The organism is Lacrimispora sp. YZC11 (assembly GCF_057543815.1).
The window spans coordinates 851,246-870,415 of sequence record NZ_BAAJYQ010000016.1; the positions used below are offsets into that span (position 1 = coordinate 851,246).

The 19,170-nt window shown below is 44.4% G+C and carries 18 protein-coding genes; 2 read left to right on the top strand and 16 right to left on the bottom strand.

Translation table 11 applies throughout. The features are described from left to right. Positions 1–61: 61 nt before the first annotated feature. Both pcrA and AC27IJ_RS19110 read right to left on the bottom strand, forming a co-directional pair. A complete protein-coding gene (pcrA, locus tag AC27IJ_RS19105; protein WP_487150266.1) occupies positions 62–2,350 on the bottom strand; it encodes a DNA helicase PcrA in 2,289 nt (762 codons plus the stop codon). A 198-nt stretch (positions 2,351–2,548) separates the two neighbouring features. Beyond that, positions 2,549–3,409: a patatin-like phospholipase family protein gene (locus AC27IJ_RS19110; protein WP_313152829.1), complete on the bottom strand. Its 861-nt coding sequence runs from the start codon at positions 3,407–3,409 to the stop codon at positions 2,549–2,551. Positions 3,410–3,473: 64 nt separating this feature from the next. On the opposite strand from AC27IJ_RS19110, the gene AC27IJ_RS19115 reads away from it, so the two are divergent. Continuing rightward, on the top strand, positions 3,474–3,614 hold the full coding sequence (locus tag AC27IJ_RS19115) for a DUF6783 domain-containing protein (protein WP_312444690.1): 141 nt from the start codon (positions 3,474–3,476) through the stop codon (positions 3,612–3,614). Between the two features lie 19 nt (positions 3,615–3,633). On the opposite strand, the gene AC27IJ_RS19120 is transcribed toward AC27IJ_RS19115, so the two are convergent. The 11 genes from AC27IJ_RS19120 to AC27IJ_RS19170 form a co-directional block, all read right to left on the bottom strand. Further along, positions 3,634–5,409: an ABC transporter ATP-binding protein gene (locus tag AC27IJ_RS19120; protein WP_312444693.1), complete on the bottom strand. Its 1,776-nt coding sequence runs from the start codon at positions 5,407–5,409 to the stop codon at positions 3,634–3,636. Then, positions 5,385–7,127 carry an ABC transporter ATP-binding protein gene (locus AC27IJ_RS19125; RefSeq protein WP_487150269.1) on the bottom strand — a complete coding sequence of 581 codons (1,743 nt, stop codon included), beginning with the start codon at positions 7,125–7,127 and terminating at the stop codon, positions 5,385–5,387. The genes AC27IJ_RS19120 and AC27IJ_RS19125 overlap by 25 nt, the downstream gene beginning before the upstream one ends. Before the next feature lie 484 nt (positions 7,128–7,611). Continuing rightward, complete coding sequence (locus AC27IJ_RS19130) at positions 7,612–9,099, bottom strand: aldehyde dehydrogenase family protein (protein ID WP_312444698.1); 1,488 nt, start codon at positions 9,097–9,099, stop codon at positions 7,612–7,614. Between the two features lie 366 nt (positions 9,100–9,465). After that, on the bottom strand, positions 9,466–10,191 hold the full coding sequence (locus tag AC27IJ_RS19135; RefSeq protein ID WP_487150272.1) for a DinB family protein: 726 nt from the start codon (positions 10,189–10,191) through the stop codon (positions 9,466–9,468). A gap of 53 nt (positions 10,192–10,244) precedes the next feature. Beyond that, positions 10,245–10,607, bottom strand: a complete 363-nt coding sequence (locus tag AC27IJ_RS19140; RefSeq protein ID WP_312444702.1) for an MmcQ/YjbR family DNA-binding protein — start codon at positions 10,605–10,607, stop codon at positions 10,245–10,247. Between the two features lie 23 nt (positions 10,608–10,630). Continuing rightward, a complete protein-coding gene (locus AC27IJ_RS19145; RefSeq protein WP_487150274.1) occupies positions 10,631–11,044 on the bottom strand; it encodes a DUF3788 domain-containing protein in 414 nt (137 codons plus the stop codon). Then, positions 10,983–11,186, bottom strand: a complete 204-nt coding sequence (locus AC27IJ_RS19150) for a hypothetical protein (protein WP_487150276.1) — start codon at positions 11,184–11,186, stop codon at positions 10,983–10,985. The genes AC27IJ_RS19145 and AC27IJ_RS19150 overlap by 62 nt, the downstream gene beginning before the upstream one ends. 57 nt (positions 11,187–11,243) lie before the next feature. Continuing rightward, a complete protein-coding gene (locus AC27IJ_RS19155; RefSeq protein ID WP_487150277.1) occupies positions 11,244–11,753 on the bottom strand; it encodes a hypothetical protein in 510 nt (169 codons plus the stop codon). Between the two features lie 10 nt (positions 11,754–11,763). Beyond that, a complete protein-coding gene (locus AC27IJ_RS19160; RefSeq protein ID WP_487150278.1) occupies positions 11,764–12,399 on the bottom strand; it encodes a hypothetical protein in 636 nt (211 codons plus the stop codon). Position 12,400: 1 nt separating this feature from the next. Further along, positions 12,401–14,524 carry a hydantoinase/oxoprolinase family protein gene (locus AC27IJ_RS19165; RefSeq protein ID WP_487150279.1) on the bottom strand — a complete coding sequence of 708 codons (2,124 nt, stop codon included), beginning with the start codon at positions 14,522–14,524 and terminating at the stop codon, positions 12,401–12,403. A gap of 111 nt (positions 14,525–14,635) precedes the next feature. Then, positions 14,636–15,946, bottom strand: coding sequence for a citrate transporter (locus tag AC27IJ_RS19170; RefSeq protein WP_487150280.1), 1,311 nt, complete (start codon positions 15,944–15,946; stop codon positions 14,636–14,638). Positions 15,947–16,342: 396 nt separating this feature from the next. On the opposite strand from AC27IJ_RS19170, the gene AC27IJ_RS19175 reads away from it, so the two are divergent. Next, positions 16,343–17,470 carry a LacI family DNA-binding transcriptional regulator gene (locus tag AC27IJ_RS19175; protein ID WP_312444720.1) on the top strand — a complete coding sequence of 376 codons (1,128 nt, stop codon included), beginning with the start codon at positions 16,343–16,345 and terminating at the stop codon, positions 17,468–17,470. A 146-nt stretch (positions 17,471–17,616) separates the two neighbouring features. On the opposite strand, the gene AC27IJ_RS19180 is transcribed toward AC27IJ_RS19175, so the two are convergent. The 3 genes from AC27IJ_RS19180 to AC27IJ_RS19190 form a co-directional block, all read right to left on the bottom strand. Further along, a complete protein-coding gene (locus tag AC27IJ_RS19180) occupies positions 17,617–17,946 on the bottom strand; it encodes a cupin domain-containing protein (protein WP_313260874.1) in 330 nt (109 codons plus the stop codon). A gap of 62 nt (positions 17,947–18,008) precedes the next feature. Continuing rightward, positions 18,009–18,443 (bottom strand): NUDIX hydrolase, encoded by a 435-nt coding sequence (locus tag AC27IJ_RS19185; protein ID WP_312444725.1) that lies wholly within the window; start codon positions 18,441–18,443, stop codon positions 18,009–18,011. A gap of 204 nt (positions 18,444–18,647) precedes the next feature. After that, positions 18,648–19,007, bottom strand: coding sequence for a heavy-metal-associated domain-containing protein (locus AC27IJ_RS19190; protein ID WP_312444726.1), 360 nt, complete (start codon positions 19,005–19,007; stop codon positions 18,648–18,650). Between the last annotated feature and the right edge of the window lie 163 nt (positions 19,008–19,170).

The following is a 19,170-nucleotide window of genomic DNA, read 5'->3' on the forward strand; positions in this document are numbered from 1 at the left end:
CATTATATTGATTCTTTTACTATCATTTTTGCTTTTTTTTAATAAATTATGTATTCTTAGATTAAACTCGTACAAGTTTCAGCTTTGCAAAGGAAGCAAACATTTTTTTGATGCCTGCCTGATCAAACCGGACCGTGACTTCAAAATCCCTTCCACCATCCTTGATCTCCAATACCTCGCCTTCCCCAAACTTCACATGGCTGACCCGGTCCCCTTCTTTATAGTTTAAAGAAGCCGCTTTTTCTACGGTAAATGCTTTTCCAAAGCCGGGTGTTGATGCAGGCGCTGCGGTTTTTGATGCATATGCATTGTTCCCCGGCCCAAAGCTGCTGACACCCGCCGTCCGGCCGGCTGACTTTGCTTTTCCCCATGGCAGGCCGCTGTCATCGTAATCAAGTGTACGTGCAGCTGACAGTCTTGACTCCAGTTTGCTTGAATCCAAAAGCTCGTCAGGAATTTCATCTATGAATCGGCTGACCTTGGAATATCTGGTTTCTCCATTGACCATACGCTGTCTTGCCGCGGTCATCATTAAGAAATTCTGGGCTCTTGTAATTCCTACGTAGCAAAGCCGGCGCTCTTCTTCCACATCCTCTTTATCGTCTGAAGAAATGGACATCATGCTTGGGAACAGTCCGTCTTCCATACCGCTTAAATACACTCTGGGAAACTCAAGTCCCTTGGCGCTGTGCAAGGTCATTAGAGTCACTCTGTTTTCCGAATCATCCATCCGGTCCACATCTGCTACCAAAGCCACCTCTTCCAGAAACTCACTTAAGTTGGGTTGCTCATGCTCCCCTTCAAAACTGACCGCCTTATTGATCAACTCTTCTATATTTTCCAGACGTGTCTGGTACTCGATTTCACCTTCCGCCTCTAATTCCTTCTGATAGCCGGTTTCATCAAGGACATCTTCGATCAGTTCATGGATAGAATACGTTTCTTCTTCAAGCCTTCTCCGGAAATCCTCGATCTGTTCTGTGAACTTAAGAACCTTCTCCGCCGTTTTTCCAAGTCCCGGCACAGCCTTTGCACGGCAAAAAGCATCATAAATGGAAAATCCATGTTCAGAAGCAAAAGCCTGCACTTTTCCCAGACTGGTCGCTCCAATTCCGCGCTTGGGCACATTGATGATTCTTAAAGAGGCTAAATCATCCTGTGCGTTGGCAATGGTCTTTAAATAGGACAGGATATCCTTAATCTCTTTTCTCTGATAGAAATTCACGCCACCCACCATACGGTACGGAACATTATGTTGAAGGCATTTTTCTTCAATCAGACGGGACTGAGCATTGGTCCTGTAAAGGACAGCACAGTCCTGGTAGTCAGAAGAGCTGTTTAAAATATCCCGGACAATGGCATCCGCCTCTTCCGGAGCATTTTCAAACTGCTTAAACTGCACCAGAGGTCCTTCCTCATTGGCGGTCCACAGGGTTTTGTCTTTTCGTCCCCGGTTATGGCGGATCACCTCATTGGCAGCATTTAAAATGCTCTGGCTTGACCGGTAGTTCTGTTCCAGCTTAATCACCCTGGCCCCGGGATAAGCCTTTTCAAAGTTTAAGATATTTTCAACGTTAGCGCCGCGGAATTTATAGATGGACTGGTCGTCATCTCCCACGACACAGAGATTCCTGTATTTTCCTGCAAGCAGGCTTATGAGCTTAAACTGAGCCGTATTGGTATCCTGGTACTCATCTACCATGATGTATTTAAAACGTTCCTGGTAATAATCCACGACTTCCGGATTATTCTGGAACAGCTGCACGGTCTTCATGATCAAATCATCAAAGTCCAGGGCATTGTTCTTTTTTAACTGGCTCTGATATTCTTTGTAAATCTGCGCCACTTTTCTCTGCCTGAAATCACCGCCGGCATTCAGTTCAAATTCCTGGGCCGTCACAAGCTCGTTCTTTGCCGTGGAAATAAATCCCAGCATCGCCCGGTCCTTATAAATCTTTGGATCCATATCAAGACCTTTTAATACATGGCGCATCAGAGTCTTCTGGTCATCGGAATCATATATGGTGAAATTCGTCGAATAGCCAAGGCTTTCAATATGCCGCCTGAGAATGCGCACACAGGATGAATGAAAGGTGGAAACCCAGATGCTGTCAGCACCAAAGCCCACCAAACGGTCTACACGCTCCCGCATCTCTCCCGCCGCCTTATTGGTAAAAGTGATGGCCAGGATATTCCATGGATTGATGTTTTTCTCTTCTATTAAATAGGCAATGCGGTGTGTTAGAACCCTGGTCTTACCTGACCCGGCTCCTGCCAGCACAAGAAGCGGTCCCTCCGTATGGAGTACCGCTTCCTTTTGCATTGGATTTAATGTATCATAAATACTCATAAATTATACCGTACTTTCCTTTCCACTTTATCTCCCATCTTTTCAGGGCATAAAGGTATGCTTGCAAGGTTTTTCTATAGCCTGTAAGGTGTTTCCACTTTATCGCAATCTCTCAAGGGCATAGAGGCATGCCTGTAAGGTATTTCTACTTTATCGCCTATCTTTTCGGAGCATAAAGATATGCCTGCAAGCATTTCCTCACTCTTTAATCTCCAAATACTCTTTCAACTTCCCCAAATGCTCTTCCGCCAGACGCCGCCCCTCCTCGTAAAGGGCCTCCAGCTTCCGCTTATCTTTTTCTGTTCTTTGGACCGTAACATGCTTATCCGGTCGGATGACATAGATCTTCCCTTCTTCTTCCAGACGGTCAATCTCTTCCTGCATCCGGTTATACCGGTCCGGGACGTCATACATGGCCTTTAAAAGCTCAGGCAGAGGAGAAAAATAACGTTCATACCCTCTTTTCGTCCATTTGTCAAGTTGAGGTTTCCGATACCCATGCTCCCTGGTGAGAACCACAACGATCTTATCATACCCAAGATCAATGGCCCTCTGGTAAGCAACGGGTAAGGCGCAGCCCCCATCCAGATATTTTTTCCCTTTTATCGGGATCATGCTGGACATAATGGGAATGCTGCTGGAAGCCTTTACAGCGCTAATAAAATCTTCGCAGGAACTCTTTTCAAAGTATTCCGGTTTTCCCGTCTTACATCGGGTGGCAACCACCTCAAAGGTCTGCTGGGACTTCCAAAAGGTATCATAATCAAAGGGAACCAGTGTATCGCACAATTCCCCAAACAGGAAGTCAAAATTAAAAATGGAGCGGTTTTTTACCATATTCCGAAAGCTCAAAAACCGTTTATCATTGACGTAATCCAAATCCACTTTAATGGTACGGCCGATCTGTTTGCTTACATAGCTCATGCCGCACATAGAACCGGCTGATACCCCGTTTACATAGGACATCTCAATCCCCTGTTCCATGAATACATCCAAAACCCCGGCCGTAAATACACCCCTTAAAGAACCCCCCTCTAAAACCAATGCTCCTTCTGTCATCTTATCTCACCTCGCCTTCTATTCTATTGCATTTCTCCGATCCGGTCAATCCTTTTTCCAAACCATGGAATATTTAAAGGCTCATTTTCTCGACCTGTGTGCCCTACTTTGCAGTATATTTGGCCCAAATTCAGTTGGCACAGTCCACTGCACCCCCTTCATTTGGAACAAATCTCCCACAAAGCATGCGCACATCCTGGAATAAGTATTTTATCAGATACACCTTAGGAAAACTGGCTTTGGTATAGTTTATAGTAGGCACCTTTCAGTTCCATCAGTTCCTCATGGCTTCCGGCTTCCATGATATTCCCCTGGTCAATGACAAAAATGCGGTCGGCCTTGCGGATCGTAGAAAGGCGGTGGGCAATGACAAAGGAAGTCCTGCCCCTTAAAAGGGCATCGATTCCCTTCTGCACCAGAAGCTCGGTATGGGTATCAATGCTGGAGGTCGCCTCATCAAGAATCAGAATCCCTGGCATTGACACCATGGTTCTTGCAAAAGCCAGAAGCTGCCTCTGTCCGATGGAAAGGCCCGCCCCTCTCTCACTGATCACCGTATCGTAACCGTTTTCCAGCTTCATGATAAATTCATGGGCATTGACTGCTTTGGCTGCCTCCATTACCTCCTCATCAGATGCCTCCAGACGCCCGTATTTGATGTTATCCCGTATGGTTCCGGAAAACAGGAAATTATCCTGGGTCATGATCCCCATCTGGCTTCTTAAGCTTTTTAAAGTCACTTCTTTGATTTCATTGCTGTCAATAAAAATCCTCCCGCCGGTCGTTTCATAAAAACGGCTGATCAGGTTTACAATGGTGGTTTTTCCTGCGCCTGTTGGTCCTACCAGTGCAATGGTTTCTCCCGGCTTAACAGAAAAATTCACATCATCAAGAATCAGCCGGTCCGGTTCATCTCCATAAGCAAAGGATACGTGGTCAAAGACCACCTCTCCCTTTATATCCGGCAAGAGCACAGCTCCCTCCTGATCTGTAATTTCCGCTTCCGTATCAATGATATCAAAAATACGTTCTGCAGCGGAAATGTTGGTGGTCAGTTTATTATAAAAGTTAGCCAGATTCCGGATAGGACTCCAGAACATAGCGATATAGGTTGAAAACGCAAGAAATGTACCGATTCCGATATTTTCCACTCCAACAATCCGGATTCCTATAAAATACAGCAGAAAACCGCCCAGTCCCCAGGTTACTTCTACCAGAGGGCCGAAGCCATCCGCTACAATAACCGCATCCATGAAGGACTTATAATGCTGGTTAACCAGGTCATGAAATACCTCTTTTGTCTCCGGTTCAGCCGCAAAGCTCTGTATGATCCGGATGCCGGATAAATCTTCATGCACATAAGCATTTAAGTTTGACGTTTTTTTACGGTAGATCTGCCACCTTCTATGAACCGTGGTCTCAATCAGAAACATACCTACAGCCAATATAGGAAGCGTTAGCAGCGCCGCCATTGCCAGGCGGTAATTCTTTATCAGCATGATGACCGCCACACAGACGACCGTAATCAGATCCGGTATCAGCTGAGTCACACTGTCTGACAACACATCCTTTAAAGCATTCACATCCCCAATTATCCTTGCAAGCACCTTACCCGTAGGCCGGCTGTCAAAAAAGCCAAAGCCAAGGGTCTGAATGTGCTTATAAAGCTCTTCCCGGATATTCAAAAGAACCCGGTTGGATACGTCCGCCATAAGGCGCATGCGCATCTTGGTTCCGGCAAGGAATAAAAGGAACAGCACCATTGCACCAGAACCCAGCCAAACAAGGCCTGTCATATCCTTTTTAACCACGCATGAATTAATGGCATATTCCATCATAAGAGGCGCCGACATGCTGATGGCTATGGTTCCCGCCATGATAAAAAGAACGATGATGATCTCCTTTTTAAAAACAAGGAGATACCGGTACAGGCGAAGCAGGGTATCCTTTTTGAAAACTTCTTTCTGATCTTCATCTATTCTGCTTGAATTGACTGCCATTTCATCTCCTCCTCTCCATACTGCACTTGATAGGTTTTATAATATTGTCCCTGCATTTCCATTAGCTCCTCATGGGTCCCCCGTTCCACGATCCGTCCTTCATCCAGGATCAGGATCTCATCGGCACGGCGCACCGCTGAAATGCGGTGGGCGATAATGATTTTCGAACTGTCCTTTAATTCTGTAAGATGAGCCTCAATCTCCTTCTCCGTCTCCATATCAAGAGCTGAGGTGGAGTCATCAAGGATTAACAGAGGCGTTTCTTTTGCAATGGCTCTGGCTATGCTGATCCTCTGCTTCTGCCCTCCGGAAAGTCCGACTCCCCGCTCCCCGATCACCGTATCATACTGCTCTGAAAGTTTCTGAATGAAGCCGTGGGCTCCTGCCGAGATGGAAGCCTGCTGCACGCTTTCCCATTCCGTCGCATCCTTATTTCCTGTCTTAATGTTTTCCGTAATGCTGTCTGAAAATAGGAATACGTCCTGCATAACAACCGACACCTGCCCTCTTAAGAAGGACAACGGCAGATCCTTTACATTGATCCCGTCTAAAAGAATCTCTCCTTTTGTAACGTCATAGAAACGTTCGATCAAATTGATAATAGAACTTTTTCCGGAACCAGTCACGCCCATGATACCAAGGGTCTTTCCCTTTGTTAAATTAAAATCAATATCACTTAAAATATTCTTTCCGTCCAGTTCAAAATCCACATGGCGGAAGGCCAGTTCTCCCTGGATAGTTTCCGGAAGGACCGGGCTTTCGGGATTGCAGATGACCGGCTGCTCCTCCATGATCTTTTTGATCTTCTTATTGGAAGCCACAGCGGCTGCAATATCATTGCTAAGCCAGCCCACCATTTCCATTGGCCAGATAATGTTATTGGCATACTCTGAAAATGCACCCAGATCTCCTATGGTCATCCTCTCGTTAATAACCAGAATGCCGCCTATGACAATGACCGCCATTAACATGACTTTTGACAAAAAGGATATGTTAGGCTGGTAGCGGACGATCAGTTTGGCCTGCTGCATATTTAATTTATAATACTGCTTGTTGTGCTTCCTGAATTTCTCAATCTCAAAATCTTCTCTTGCAAAGGCCTTCACAGTACGGACCCCGGCCAGGTTTTCCTGAGCCACCGTATTTAGTTCAGCGGTCTGTTCGCTGATCTTATCGTAAACATCTCCCAGGCCGTTTTCCATTTTGATCGCATACCAGGCGATCAGGGGGAGAATAACCAGCGGAATCAGGGTAAGGCTGGGGCTTAAACGGTACATGCAGACCATAACGATGACCGTGTGAATGGAACATTCCAAAATCAGCATTCCCACAAATCCGAAGGCGTTCCAGATACGTTCCGCGTCATCCTTGATCCTGGCCATCAATTCCCCTGTGTTGTGGCTGTCAAAATACCCCATGGACAGGGTCTGGATGTGGTCAAACAAATCCTTCCTCAAGTTGCATCCAATCCCGGATGCGGCATAATCAAAAATAAATTCCTTTGTGTACTGAAGCACAGCTCTGCTAAGTCCAATTCCCACAAGCCCTAAAAGCAGCCTCATGAGAATCTGCATCTGTCCCCCCACAATGACGTCATCAATAATATGTTTTGTGATTTGGGGAGCCATTGCATCCAAAAGGATGCTGACGACCATGGCCACAAGCGCCAAAACATACAAGAAACTATACTTCTTTCCATACTTCCATAGATTTTTCATACTTTTCCTCCTTTATTTACTGCAAGCATGAATGGGTTATCAGCCCTTTTATGTAAAAAAAAACCAAAAAAAACTGCATAGTGCGGTCTTTTTTGGTAAATTGCAAAAAAATAACCGCAGTCAATTCAGACTGCGGAAAAAACTCATTGAAGCAGCTCCTGATTAGAGCCGTCACTCATCCCATGACACTTATGTTCAAGAGATTCTATCTTCACTGAGGCAGACTGAATTAATATAAAATAATTTTCTTATTCTATTCATTCCGATTGCGTAATAGTTACGTTTCATAGTTTCTGCCTCCTTTTCTTAGAATTATTGGTATTTATCGTACAATTACTAGAATACAGCCAATTTTTTATTTTGTCAAGCAATATATCACTTTTCTTTATCTATTACATTTCTTCGATTCGGTCAATCCCTTTTCCATGCAAAAAAGCGGCCTTGGAACTGTGTCCTCCAAAACCGCTTTCTGCCTACTCTCTATTTATTTAACCGGATAAAAACCTGAAGGAGATTCACTTAAATTAATCATGATATTCTTTGTCTGGGTGTAGTGTTCCAGAATGACCTTATGTGTCTCACGGCCGATTCCCGAAGTCTTGTATCCTCCGAAAGGAGCTCCCTCAGGAATGGAATTATAGGTATTAACCCACATACGTCCGGTCTCCACCGCTCTGGCAACCCGTATTGCCCTATTGATGTCCCTGGTCCATACTGCTCCGCCCAGTCCGTACTGGCTGTCATTGGCCATGGCCACAACCTCATCCTCTGTCTTAAACTTAATAATACATGCTACAGGTCCGAAGATCTCTTCTTGTGCCACCCTCATCTCGTTTGTAACATTGCCAAGAAGTGTAGGCCTTAAAAAAGCTCCGTTTTCCAGTCCGCCCTCCAGAATCTGCTCTCCGCCACAAAGTACAGCAGCTCCTTCCGATTTTCCTATCTCTATGTAGCTTAAAATGTCCTTCATATGCCCTTTGCTGATCTGACTTCCCATCTGGGTATTTTCATCCCACGGAAGGCCGACCTTTACTTGGTTAAACCGTTTAACCGCTTCTTCAACAAACTTGTCGTAAATGCTTTCCTGCACAAAGACCCTGGAACCCGCACAGCACACCTGGCCCTGGTTAAAGAGAATACCCAGCTGTAAACCATCCATGGCCATCTCCCAATTACAGTCCTCAAAGAAAATATTAGCTGATTTGCCGCCCAGCTCCAAAGTAGCCGGAATCAGCTTTTCCGCTGCTGCAAGGGCCACGTTCTTTCCTACTTCCGTTGAGCCGGTAAATGCCAGCTTCCGGAAACCTTCATGTTCCAAAATATACTGCCCGGACTTGGAACCTGCTCCGGTAATAACATTGAACACCCCTGCCGGGATCACATCCTGGATCAGCCTTGCCAGTTCCAGAATGCTGAGAGAAGTGGTGCTGGAGGTCTTAAAGACTGAACAGCAGCCGCTTGCCAGTACCGGTGCCAGCTTCCAGGCTGCCATCAGGAAGGGAAAATTCCAGGGAACGATTTGCCCAACCACGCCGATAGGCTCTTTGAGGATCAGACTTAGGGTATTTTCTCCCAGCATATTGGCACTGCCCTCTTCCGCAAGAATGCAGCCTGCAAAATAGCGGAAATGCTGAGCTGCAAGAGGAATATCGACCGACATTGTTTCCCTTATGGGTTTTCCGTTGTCCAGGGTTTCCACCATGGCAAGATGTTCCTTATTTGCATCTATGATATCCGCAATCTTATTCAGAATGGCAGCTCTCTGGTTTACCGGTACATGCTTCCAGGTCTCAAAAGCCTTCCATGCTTCCCGGACCGCCTCATCAACGTCTTCCTTTGTTGCCTCGGCGCACTCAGTCAGCACCCTCCCATCGGCCGGACAGATACTTGGAAATGTTTTTCCATCAGAAGCATCCTTCCACTGTCCGCCTATGAATAACTGATATTTCTTTTGAAGCTCTACGTTCTGCATAATTTTATCTCCTCTCCTTTTATTTTCTTTGGTTCCGGTATCTTTATTTATGGTTCCATTATACCCCAGCATTTTAATCTGTCAATTTAAATATTTTTTTAACATTATTGATATTTAATTATCTTTTTGTGTTTATTTTTTAACATTATGTATTATTTTGGCTTATTAAATAAATTCTTTTAGAAGCCTATATTTTAGACAGGATTCAATTTATCAATGCTGTTATTTTCTTCTATCCCAATTCGAATTAATTTTATTAATAATTTGATATCTTTTTCACATTTTAGTTCTTTTTCAGTATAAGATTTTTAAAGGTATTTTCAGTAATTAAAAAAACCGCAGTTCAGCCAAACTGCGGTCAAAAACTTATAGAAGCAGCTCCTGATTAGAGCCGTCACTCATCCCATGATACCGCTTCTTCGTCCGGATATATTCCTTCCACTTGCAGCAATCATTTAGATGAAGCATGACATGGCGGGTAGGCGGCATCAGTAAAATCCCTGCAACGTCCTTTTTACCCCAAAAATCCAGAAGCCAAACAGAATCTTCCTGTTTTGTCACTCCGCCTTCTGAAAGGATTTTATCAAGCCCTGATGACGGAACTCTCGTTCTCATATCGGCTGATGATAAATTTTTAACTATATTTCTGGTTCTGATTCCGACCTCGTTCCGGTAATGAAGCAGCTCTGCAACATTGATTTTTCTGCTTAGATCCATGATCTCATCGTCTGACAGGGAATTGCCGGTATCTGTAATGGGAGAGTTCATTCTTTGTTTCCACCCACCATCAAAGAGCTGGTTCCCGCCTCCCACCAGGATCCCCATGGTCAGATCCTCGATCCTGGCAATATGCCATAAAACCCATGCTATGGTTTCATCCTTTCCGGTTGGCATGATGGCGTACTCATCTGCTTTCAGATCTCCAAGAAGTCTGTCCACTTCATTTTCTTCCCCTTCCGACACTTCTGAAAGGTGAAGTTCCCTGTGCAGGTCTAAAAAGAGAACTTTTGCCCGCTCGATTTTATCTTCCTTACGGATTATTTTATTTAAAGCCTTATGCGCATCGCTTAAACCTTCTCCAAAGTATTTCATATGTGTACCACCTGTATTCCCCTCTTTACTTACCGGGGAATCCTATATAAAGTTCACTCTCCCAGCAATTCACTTTGTTTCTTCTTCGTCAGCCCGGCTAATACCAGACGGTATGATTTTTCCAGTAAATCCTTCAGCAGATCATCGGGAACGTTCCCATCTGCTTTTATGGAATTCCAGTGAACCTTATTCATATAATAGCCAGGGATGATATCCTCATACTGCTGCCTTAAAAACTGCCCTTCCACCGGTTCCAGCTTCAATGTGATCAGAGAGTCCCTGCCCTGGTCATCCTTGCACACCGCCGCAAACATCTTATCACCAAGAAGATACCTGGTCCAATTCCATTCCTCCTTAAAATCACTGGTTACACCTTTCATTGATTTCAAGTATTCATCAATCCACTGATACCTCATATATTTCCTCCGAATCATTTTTATTACTTTTTATTGGGCCTTCTTTTTATCTTTAACAGCTGCATCATATCATCAAAAAGTGATTGATCCTCTATCATAAACATGATCCATTTTCCATCGTGGTAGGTCGTTGATTCATCGTACACCTTCTGGACCTCCGGGGAATAGTTCTGCCTTTCCCGTTCAAAGGTATCCCGTTCCGCTTGTCCCAGAATTACCATGAATCCAAAGCAGTCCTCTTTGGCATACAATGCACAAAGGGTTTTCCCGCCTCTGCGGTATTTGTACTCGTACTTCCATCTTTTGCCGCCGCTGTTCCACTGGCGTTCCATATCATACTTCTCTTCGATTCTTTCACAAAGGCCTTTCCATGATTCAAATAAAGTCTCCCCTATCAGGGAAGTCATTTCTTCTTGTGATGGTATCTTTTCCAGCATAATATCCCCCTCTTTCAACAAGTTTTCCTACATAGGTTACGGGTGCATCCATTCGCTTTGCCGTTTTCTCCACAGTCAGCACGCTGTTCAGAACCTCTTTATAAAATGCTTTTAATTTCTTGTTACTACCGGCAAAGAACATTGAAACCTCACAGTTCCTTCTTTATTTAGAAATTATACCAAGTCACTCGCGCGACGGCTAGCCCCTTAGGCAATTTTTTTTTAGATACTTGACAGTTTCATTCATTTGCCGCCTCTCCCCACCCAGTATGATTTTTACTGATCTGGTTTCTATGGACAACCGTTTTCCAGTCAGAGCTGTGATTTTAGTAATATCCTGAAACAGGATCTGTCTCTTCCTCCCCAAAATGTCAAATGCGTTGATGCCGGTTTGAGTGAACACATAGCATTTGACTAGAGAATATAACATGAGAAATGAACCCAGCAAAAGGCTTACAAGAAGGAAAATCACTATATTAACAACGGCATTTCTGCTGGTAAATAACCGGCTGCCATCTGCAAAGCTCCAATAAAGAAGGACCGCAGCTTCGCTCCATAGCGCAGCTCCCAATACAGCGGTAAAAAGAGTCTCACGCAGAACGTACACGTCTTTCGCCATTTTCCTGTACCGTCTTTTTCCAACAACCACAAAGGTGGCTGATACAATAGCAAAAGCAAAAAAAGCAATGAGATATAATACAGCTTTCATAATAATCTCCCTATGAAAATTTTCCATTATGCACAAGCAACAAGTCAAGAATGCATGGATGCACATTTAAAGCCAGCAGATCCCTTGCGAAAGCCATGGCAGCTATTTCAGACAGAGCAGACGCCCTGACATGAAGCTTCAGCTTACAAAAGGCTGTAATTCTTATGCGGCTGATACCGTCAGTAAGCTTGCCTTCATAATCAAGAAAATGAAAAAACTCATGTGCCAAAATTATCTGTTCTGCCAAAGAACTGTTGCAGGAACTGGTAAAGGTGTTGTCTGAAAACACCCCCAAATGTTCCTTTTCCAGAAACTGCTGAACTTTTGACACACGTTCTTCATAAACAGTAATCCGATCAGGCTCTTCAAATTCGGCAAACAAATAAGGGCGAAGCTGCTTTAAGGGATCGTCCAGAACCTTTTCTATCCGGCATCCTGCTGCTTCAATCAGGTTTTTTATTGAAACAGCCGAATGTCCTGCAATGATTCTTCTGGATGCGGATATCCCAATCCAAGCGGCAGACTGTGCAGACTGTTTTCTTAATTCAGGTTCGATTCTGTGACAAAGCCGGTCATGGCTCCATAAATATTCATGCCAGACTCGATCGGGTATATCTGCCAAATAGCGATCCAGATAACCATCCATATTACATCTCGCTTCTGGCACCAATCAAAATCACGGATTCCCCAGGAGCCAGACCGGCAAATTCCGTCCCCATAATGATTTTCAATTGCTCCAGGCTTATGGTATTGGCAAAATCCAGGACTTTGCCTTCTATGCATAGGTAAAGATCCGGCGTCCTTTCCATCTCGTTTTTATAAGAAAGCATGGATTTCCACATTTTTTCTACTTCTTCTTCCCAGACGTCTCCTGTAAATGTCACCGCCTTCGCATCGCCTCTTTGTACCTTGATAAAACCTTTCTTATCAAGAAGGCGGAGCTGCGTCTTTTGATTTTTTACGGCGGTAAATACATAGAACAGGTCATTAGATATGGGGCATTCCAAATCAGATTCCGGCAAATTCATGGAAGCCGCCGCCAGCGTTTTAGCTTCTTTTTCATCACAGGCTTTTAAAAGGTCAGTTGTCTGTACTTCTGTGGAACCTAAGGCAATGGCCGTAATCTTATTGGTCTGGGGATCAATCTCTATCTGCACTTCTATAGAATCTGGCACGGCTCCACTCTTTATGGCAAGGGTCTTGGCTTCTTTTTTAATATCCACGATATCCGCACCGGTTGGATTGGGCACGACCCGTTCTACTACATCCCGAACCATAGCCAGGGCTACGCCTATGGATGATATGACTTCCGCATATTCGGGTATGGAATAATTAAGCTTCATCGTCTCAGCGGTAAACGGCAGCAAGGCAGACGCACCGCCGCCACAGCCAACCAAAGAGATCTGATCTGCCTCGATTTTATATTTTTCGGCAAATCCGGTAATGACCGGAGCCACCTTTTCGCAGGATTTTGCCAGAATCTGGCGCGCGCATTCTTCTATGGAGACACCTAAATAGTCCGCCAAAGGCTTCATACAAATGCGTGCAGATTCCACATTTCCCCGGCTGTAATCTCCATCCTTTACATAGCCTAAAATGTTAGCAGCGCATGAGTTGGTTATGGTCACCCGTTCTCCGCTCGCCAGCCTGATTCGCACATAATCCCCGGGATCTCCTGCTTTCGGTGCAAAAAACTCCAGTTCGGGTTCATCAATATCCTTAAACGGAGTATAAACAGCATATTTTGCACCTGCTATGTGGGCGCTTCGCGGCCCCACATCCACCAGCTTCCCGTTTGCAGCTCTTACCATCGATCCCCCTGCTACTCCGAGAACAGTTACATCCAATGAATTGACATAGGTTCGGTGTCCTCCAACCACGGCATACTCCACAGCCGGACGTCCATTTTTGATAACACCTATGTTTGTAGAAGTGCCTCCTACTTCAAAGTAAATACCATTGGATGCCCTCAGATACATTAAGGCTCCGATAACACTGGCTGCCGGACCGGAAAGCATGGTCAAGACCGGTCTTTTTTTCATTTCGCCAATATCCATAACACCTCCGTCGCCGCGCATAATCATCAGGGGTACGTTGATTCCTGAGCTACGTACGGCGCTTTCAGTGGAATTGGCTGTATTCATCATTTTGGGCAGGATGGAAGCATTGATGGCGGCGGTACGGGTTCTGCTGGTCAGGCCGTAAAGCTTTGATATATCAGAGGCGATTGATACCATCATGCCATTTTTCTCCGCATATACCCGTACCCTCTCCTCATCATCGTTAGAGTCAACGCCAAACGCCTGTGATGCCACCAGAACCTGGGCCCCTCCATCCCGCAATTGTTCCACCGCACCTTCTATTCCTTTATCATCCGCTTTTTTTACCGGAAGATATGTATGGTTTATTTCTATTTTCCGCCCTGTACCCAGATCAATATCCGGCACGGCGGACTGCTTCTTTGATAAAATGCCGCCAAGGCCTCCGGGCCCCATTCCCAGTATTCCGACCTTTGCCACATCGCCCTCCAGCAGCGCATTAGTCGCCTGGGTTGTGGAATGTGCGATAAATACTACATCATCTGGCTTGATGCCATTTGCAGTCAGACAATTCTTAAAACATTCGATTACACCAGCTGCCACCCCCAGTTCATGGTCATGGCTGGTCATGACAATGCTTTGTCCAACGATTTCATGGGTGGCATTATCGATGGCTACAGCCTTCGTATGGGTGCCGCCCACATCGATACCAACTCTTATTTCTCTGCTCATATGAAACAATCCTCCAATCAATCATGAGGCAGGCATTTTCCCTTTCTCTGGTAATTTCCTGCTTTACATATGCTGTGCCTTCCACTATTGGAGGCAGTTTTATTCATTCGGCTACACAAACATAAAGTAAGCAACCATCTCCAAAACCAGTGCTGCAACCAGTGCGTAAGGCAAGCAGGTCTTAAAATACTGTTTCAAATCTGTCTTGGTGTAGCCGATTGCCCACAGACACCAGGACTGGGTAGGACAAATAGAACCGTTAATGGTCGTGGCCGGTACCATGAACAGCGGGAACAATATCATTGGTGTAAACACACCGCCGATTGCCTGGAACATTGCCAGCGTAGCTGCCCCTGCTCCCCATATCGTCAAAGGTCCGCGGAACAGTGCCATCACCGAAAACACACCGAATATAACAAAAAGAATCAGGAGATTAGAAGGCAGCACAGGCTGCATAATCGGTGCCAGCAAAGGCGCGCAAACTTTTGCAGAACGCAGGAACATCTGCAAAAAGAATAGAAATGCAAACACCAGCGCTACATCGGTCACACCGTCATGGAATGTTTTTTGTACCATATCCCCTATGTCTTTCATGTTCTTTAGATTGCCTGTAAAGACCAGTGCCCAAAGCACTGCGACCAATATGGCGGTAATTGGCTTAAAGTTTAAGAACACAGACAGACAAACAGGAATCACCGGAGTCAGAAGTGCCAGGGCTCCTACCTTTTTCTCACCCTGATCGGATTTCACTGCCCATGCGTGTTTTTTTGCGGTTCCTCTGCTGCTTACTAAGGTCATCAGGACAACAGCCAGCATCTGAATACCAAAAGCAATAAACCCATAGGTCTTCCAAGTAGGAATCGTTATGTCAAATTCTGGAATCAAAGCGCCTACCTGCTTTAACCAACCATTATTTAAATACAGTCCGGCTCCCACGCTCATCAAAAAGGAGGCCGCAGCCAGATGAGTGGAGATTCCAAGAGATAGTAAAATAGGAAAAATGATTACGCCAATAGCAACCACTGAACCGGCGCCATAGGCTGATGTAAATATCAAGCTTGTTACTATAGAAAGAAGGATACAGGTAAGAGCCGGCTTATCTCCGCCCCATTCCACTGCTGTTCGAATCAGGGTTCTGGCTATTCCCGTATCAACCAGAATTCGCCCAAACCAGGAACCGAAAATAATAATGGCAGCCGTAGACCCCCATAGTTCAGGTCCCTGCTCAAAAATACCATTATTAATATCAATCACGCCCTCTGCGGTACTGGACCAGACTGTCACTCCAGCGATGGCACCTAATCCTGCCCATAATACTGCCATTACGAAGAAGCCTATCATGAGGTTTCCACCCTTTGCGGCATATATGGCAAATGCCACATATGTAATCAGCAACAAAATACCTACTACCGTGTTCATCATTCTCTTTCCTCCTCAAATAAGTTTAGATACCGATTAACAAGCACCATATCATAATGAGCTATTTTTCTATGTATTGGGCTATTTGACTATTTTCATATCGCGAAAGTGAAAATATTCAACATATACCACAATATCACAGAGGTTTTCACTCATTACATTTATTTATACTGAATATTATTTTTAATTACAAGGGAATTTATGTAAAAAAAATTATTTTGTGAAAAGAGCTTTAGAAACCGGTTTCTAAATTATGCAATTTTTACAACGCATACTATATATTTTAATAGATATTGTTTCCGAAACTTGACTTTAAAAGAAAATATACTATAATAAAATTAAAGAAAACGGTTTCTTAAACTTATTCTATCTCGTATATTACAGAAGGAGGAGCAAGCATTGCCCGAACGATCACTGACCATTCAGGATATAGCAAACTTAGCTGGGGTATCGAAAGCAACTGTCTCCCGATATTTAAACGGCAAATATGAATATATGTCCCTTCAGACAAAAGAGAGAATTAAACAGATTATTGATGCCACAGGATATCAGCCGAATCATCTGGCGCGCACATTGAAAAGCAAACGAAGCATGATGGCTGGCATCGTGGTTTCAGATATCGGCAGCCCTTTTACTTCGGCGGCTGTCAGAAGCATTGGTATTTCCTTACGTGAAAAAGGTTATGGAATCATCACTGCAAGCAGTGATAACAGTTATGAACTGGAAAAGGAATATCTGCGTTCTCTTATGGCACAGCAGGTAGACGGTCTTATTGTAAATACCACGATGCGCCATAATCCTTATCTGATTAGACTGGCAAACGACGGGGTTCCCGTGGTACTGTTGGATCGCAGCATTGATAACTATATGTTTGACATGGCATATATTTCAAATCAGATTCCTTTAATCCATGCCATCGAGCATTTAAAAGAAGAGGGATATGGACGCATTGCTCTATTTACACAACCCTTTGATCATGTTTTCCCCCGTGCCGCAAGACAGGAGGCTTTCCTGGAAAAAATGAGAGACTTGGGCGAAAAGGACCCTTCTAAATCCATATATGTATCTGATATATCAGATTTAGATTCCATCGCGAAACAGGTGTATGCATTTTATCAGGCTGGGGAACGGGATGTGACTCCTTCGGCCATCATAGCGGCCGACGGCATGATGTTAATGACGTGCGCACAGGCAACCCTTTCTCTGGGAATTCCCATGCCTCACGGTATAGGTCTTATGGGCTATGACGACTTGGGAAAGCTCAGTGAGCTTGGCTGGGCATCCATGGCAGGGGGAGGACTTACAACTATGACACCCTCTGTCGATAAGCTGGGTGAAATGGCAGCGGAGTTTCTCTTGGAACGCATGGTGGAGGCAAATTCTTCCAAGCGTACTTATCAGGTGGAGGCTCCCTTAATCCGGCGCGGCAGCACCGCCCATGGACGCATTGACCGTGACTTAAGCATCGGCTCGCCCAAGCCTCCCTATTGGGCAATCAATAACACACAGGGCAAGTGGTGGGTGTAGACGGAAACTTTAGATACAGAAACAGTTCGGTGCTGTTCATATTATAAAATCACTTGTGAAATACAGCAGGTGGGGCTGACTCATCGTCAGCCCCTTAAATTTTGATAGCAATTATATTGTACCATCCCGAATACGACAACAGTATGTCACTGTTGAGGAACAACCGCAAAGAAAATCAGGTCAGCCCCGCTGTCATTGATCATGCTGTGAGCATAGCCTTTGGGACAATAGTGACACAGTCCTGCCTGTACAGCTTCTTCTCCGCCATCAAACAGCATTTTCCCTGTTCCCTGTAGAAAATATATGATTTCACTGCTTGTATCGTGGGTATGCATTCCTATGGTTGCGCCCGGCTCCAGCTTTCCATAGAGAATCTTATTGTTCTTATCTACAAGCATTTTTGCCTTAAATTCTTTTTCTCCGCCGTTAAAACGGGGGAGTATGGTTTCCTCTATCTCGTCAAAATTAATGATCATATTCTTCCTCCTTTAATTTTTTAACTTCATTCCCCTGCCTCTGTTTCTTTTCTTCCCGGCCATTAAGAGATAAAATGGATGACCTTATCCATCAATGCCGGCTGGATCTCAGGATATGTAAGGGAATCAGGCATCTCATCCAACAACCGTATCATTTCTATTTCATAACCAGGCGGCATTTCTCCCAGTACTTTAACTTCACTATAAAACAACATACCAAAGGATTCTTTTGAATTTTCCACTTTCTCATCAAGATTCCGAACAGAATACACGCAGACCGGCTTCAGGATATATTCTGTTGCTCCTGTCTCCTCATAAAGTTCCCGGTTGGCAGTCGTTACGATATTCTCCTCCTTTTCCCGGTGTCCTCCAGGGATTTCATAGGTCTCCCGGTCCTTGTGCTTACAAAATATCCATTTATCCCGGTATCGGGAAACAATGACTGCAAAATCCAGTAAATGATCCTCTACGGAATCATAAAATGTAACTTTTATCATCAGGCCACCCTCCTATCTGTTATCAACTTACCATGAGCGAAAAGGAAAAACAATCTATTTCTTAAATATTTTGGTCTATGAAAAACAAAAGCAGCAGACAATCATGGATTCGAAATAAAACCATCTTTGTCCGCCGCTTACTGCAATCAATCTTTTTTTCATATATCTTATGACCTGTTTATCCTGTCATACCAATCAATGCATTTATTTGATCTTCCCGGGAGTATATCCTGCTTTTCTCACCATTTCTTTCAGCTCATCCTCTGGTATCTGATCTTTCATATGTATGACTGCCAGTTTTTTCTTCAGATCCACGGAAGCATATAATCCTTCCCGGCTATTAAACTCATTCTCCACTCTCTTTTTGCAATTGCCGCAGGTCATTCCTTCTACCTCCAGAGTTCGCGTATAGGGATAATGGGAAATATTTTTATCAGCAGCTTTAATTTTCTTGACTTCGCTGCCGCCGCTTCCGCAGCAGCCATATTTCGACCTTTTTATGGTGCTTCTTAATCCAAAATAGCAAATGACAATTAAAATCACACAGATAATTGCAGTAGACATCCTGTAACCTCCTCTGTCCTTTTTCTTCATTTTATACACGAATGCATCAATGAGATATGCCTTCCTATCCGGTTGGTTCTGGTAAAGCGGGGTATGCTTCTCATGAACTCAAGATTGAAAGATTATTTCTTTCAGCAACCCATTCTGCATTCAGCTACATTCA

What these genes read in the sequence shown, in the direction of transcription:
- pcrA (WP_487150266.1), bottom strand. Translation starts at nt 2,350, where the DNA reads ATGAGTATTTATGATACATTAAATCCAATGCAAAAGGAAGCGGTACTC.
- AC27IJ_RS19110 (WP_313152829.1), bottom strand. Translation starts at nt 3,409, where the DNA reads ATGACAGAAGGAGCATTGGTTTTAGAGGGGGGTTCTTTAAGGGGTGTA.
- AC27IJ_RS19115 (WP_312444690.1), top strand. Translation starts at nt 3,474, where the DNA reads ATGGAATATTTAAAGGCTCATTTTCTCGACCTGTGTGCCCTACTTTGC.
- AC27IJ_RS19120 (WP_312444693.1), bottom strand. Translation starts at nt 5,409, where the DNA reads ATGGCAGTCAATTCAAGCAGAATAGATGAAGATCAGAAAGAAGTTTTC.
- AC27IJ_RS19125 (WP_487150269.1), bottom strand. Translation starts at nt 7,127, where the DNA reads ATGAAAAATCTATGGAAGTATGGAAAGAAGTATAGTTTCTTGTATGTT.
- AC27IJ_RS19130 (WP_312444698.1), bottom strand. Translation starts at nt 9,099, where the DNA reads ATGCAGAACGTAGAGCTTCAAAAGAAATATCAGTTATTCATAGGCGGA.
- AC27IJ_RS19135 (WP_487150272.1), bottom strand. Translation starts at nt 10,191, where the DNA reads ATGAAATACTTTGGAGAAGGTTTAAGCGATGCGCATAAGGCTTTAAAT.
- AC27IJ_RS19140 (WP_312444702.1), bottom strand. Translation starts at nt 10,607, where the DNA reads ATGAGGTATCAGTGGATTGATGAATACTTGAAATCAATGAAAGGTGTA.
- AC27IJ_RS19145 (WP_487150274.1), bottom strand. Translation starts at nt 11,044, where the DNA reads ATGCTGGAAAAGATACCATCACAAGAAGAAATGACTTCCCTGATAGGG.
- AC27IJ_RS19150 (WP_487150276.1), bottom strand. Translation starts at nt 11,186, where the DNA reads ATGTTCTTTGCCGGTAGTAACAAGAAATTAAAAGCATTTTATAAAGAG.
- AC27IJ_RS19155 (WP_487150277.1), bottom strand. Translation starts at nt 11,753, where the DNA reads ATGAAAGCTGTATTATATCTCATTGCTTTTTTTGCTTTTGCTATTGTA.
- AC27IJ_RS19160 (WP_487150278.1), bottom strand. Translation starts at nt 12,399, where the DNA reads ATGGATGGTTATCTGGATCGCTATTTGGCAGATATACCCGATCGAGTC.
- AC27IJ_RS19165 (WP_487150279.1), bottom strand. Translation starts at nt 14,524, where the DNA reads ATGAGCAGAGAAATAAGAGTTGGTATCGATGTGGGCGGCACCCATACG.
- AC27IJ_RS19170 (WP_487150280.1), bottom strand. Translation starts at nt 15,946, where the DNA reads ATGATGAACACGGTAGTAGGTATTTTGTTGCTGATTACATATGTGGCA.
- AC27IJ_RS19180 (WP_313260874.1), bottom strand. Translation starts at nt 17,946, where the DNA reads ATGATCATTAATTTTGACGAGATAGAGGAAACCATACTCCCCCGTTTT.
- AC27IJ_RS19185 (WP_312444725.1), bottom strand. Translation starts at nt 18,443, where the DNA reads ATGATAAAAGTTACATTTTATGATTCCGTAGAGGATCATTTACTGGAT.
- AC27IJ_RS19190 (WP_312444726.1), bottom strand. Translation starts at nt 19,007, where the DNA reads ATGTCTACTGCAATTATCTGTGTGATTTTAATTGTCATTTGCTATTTT.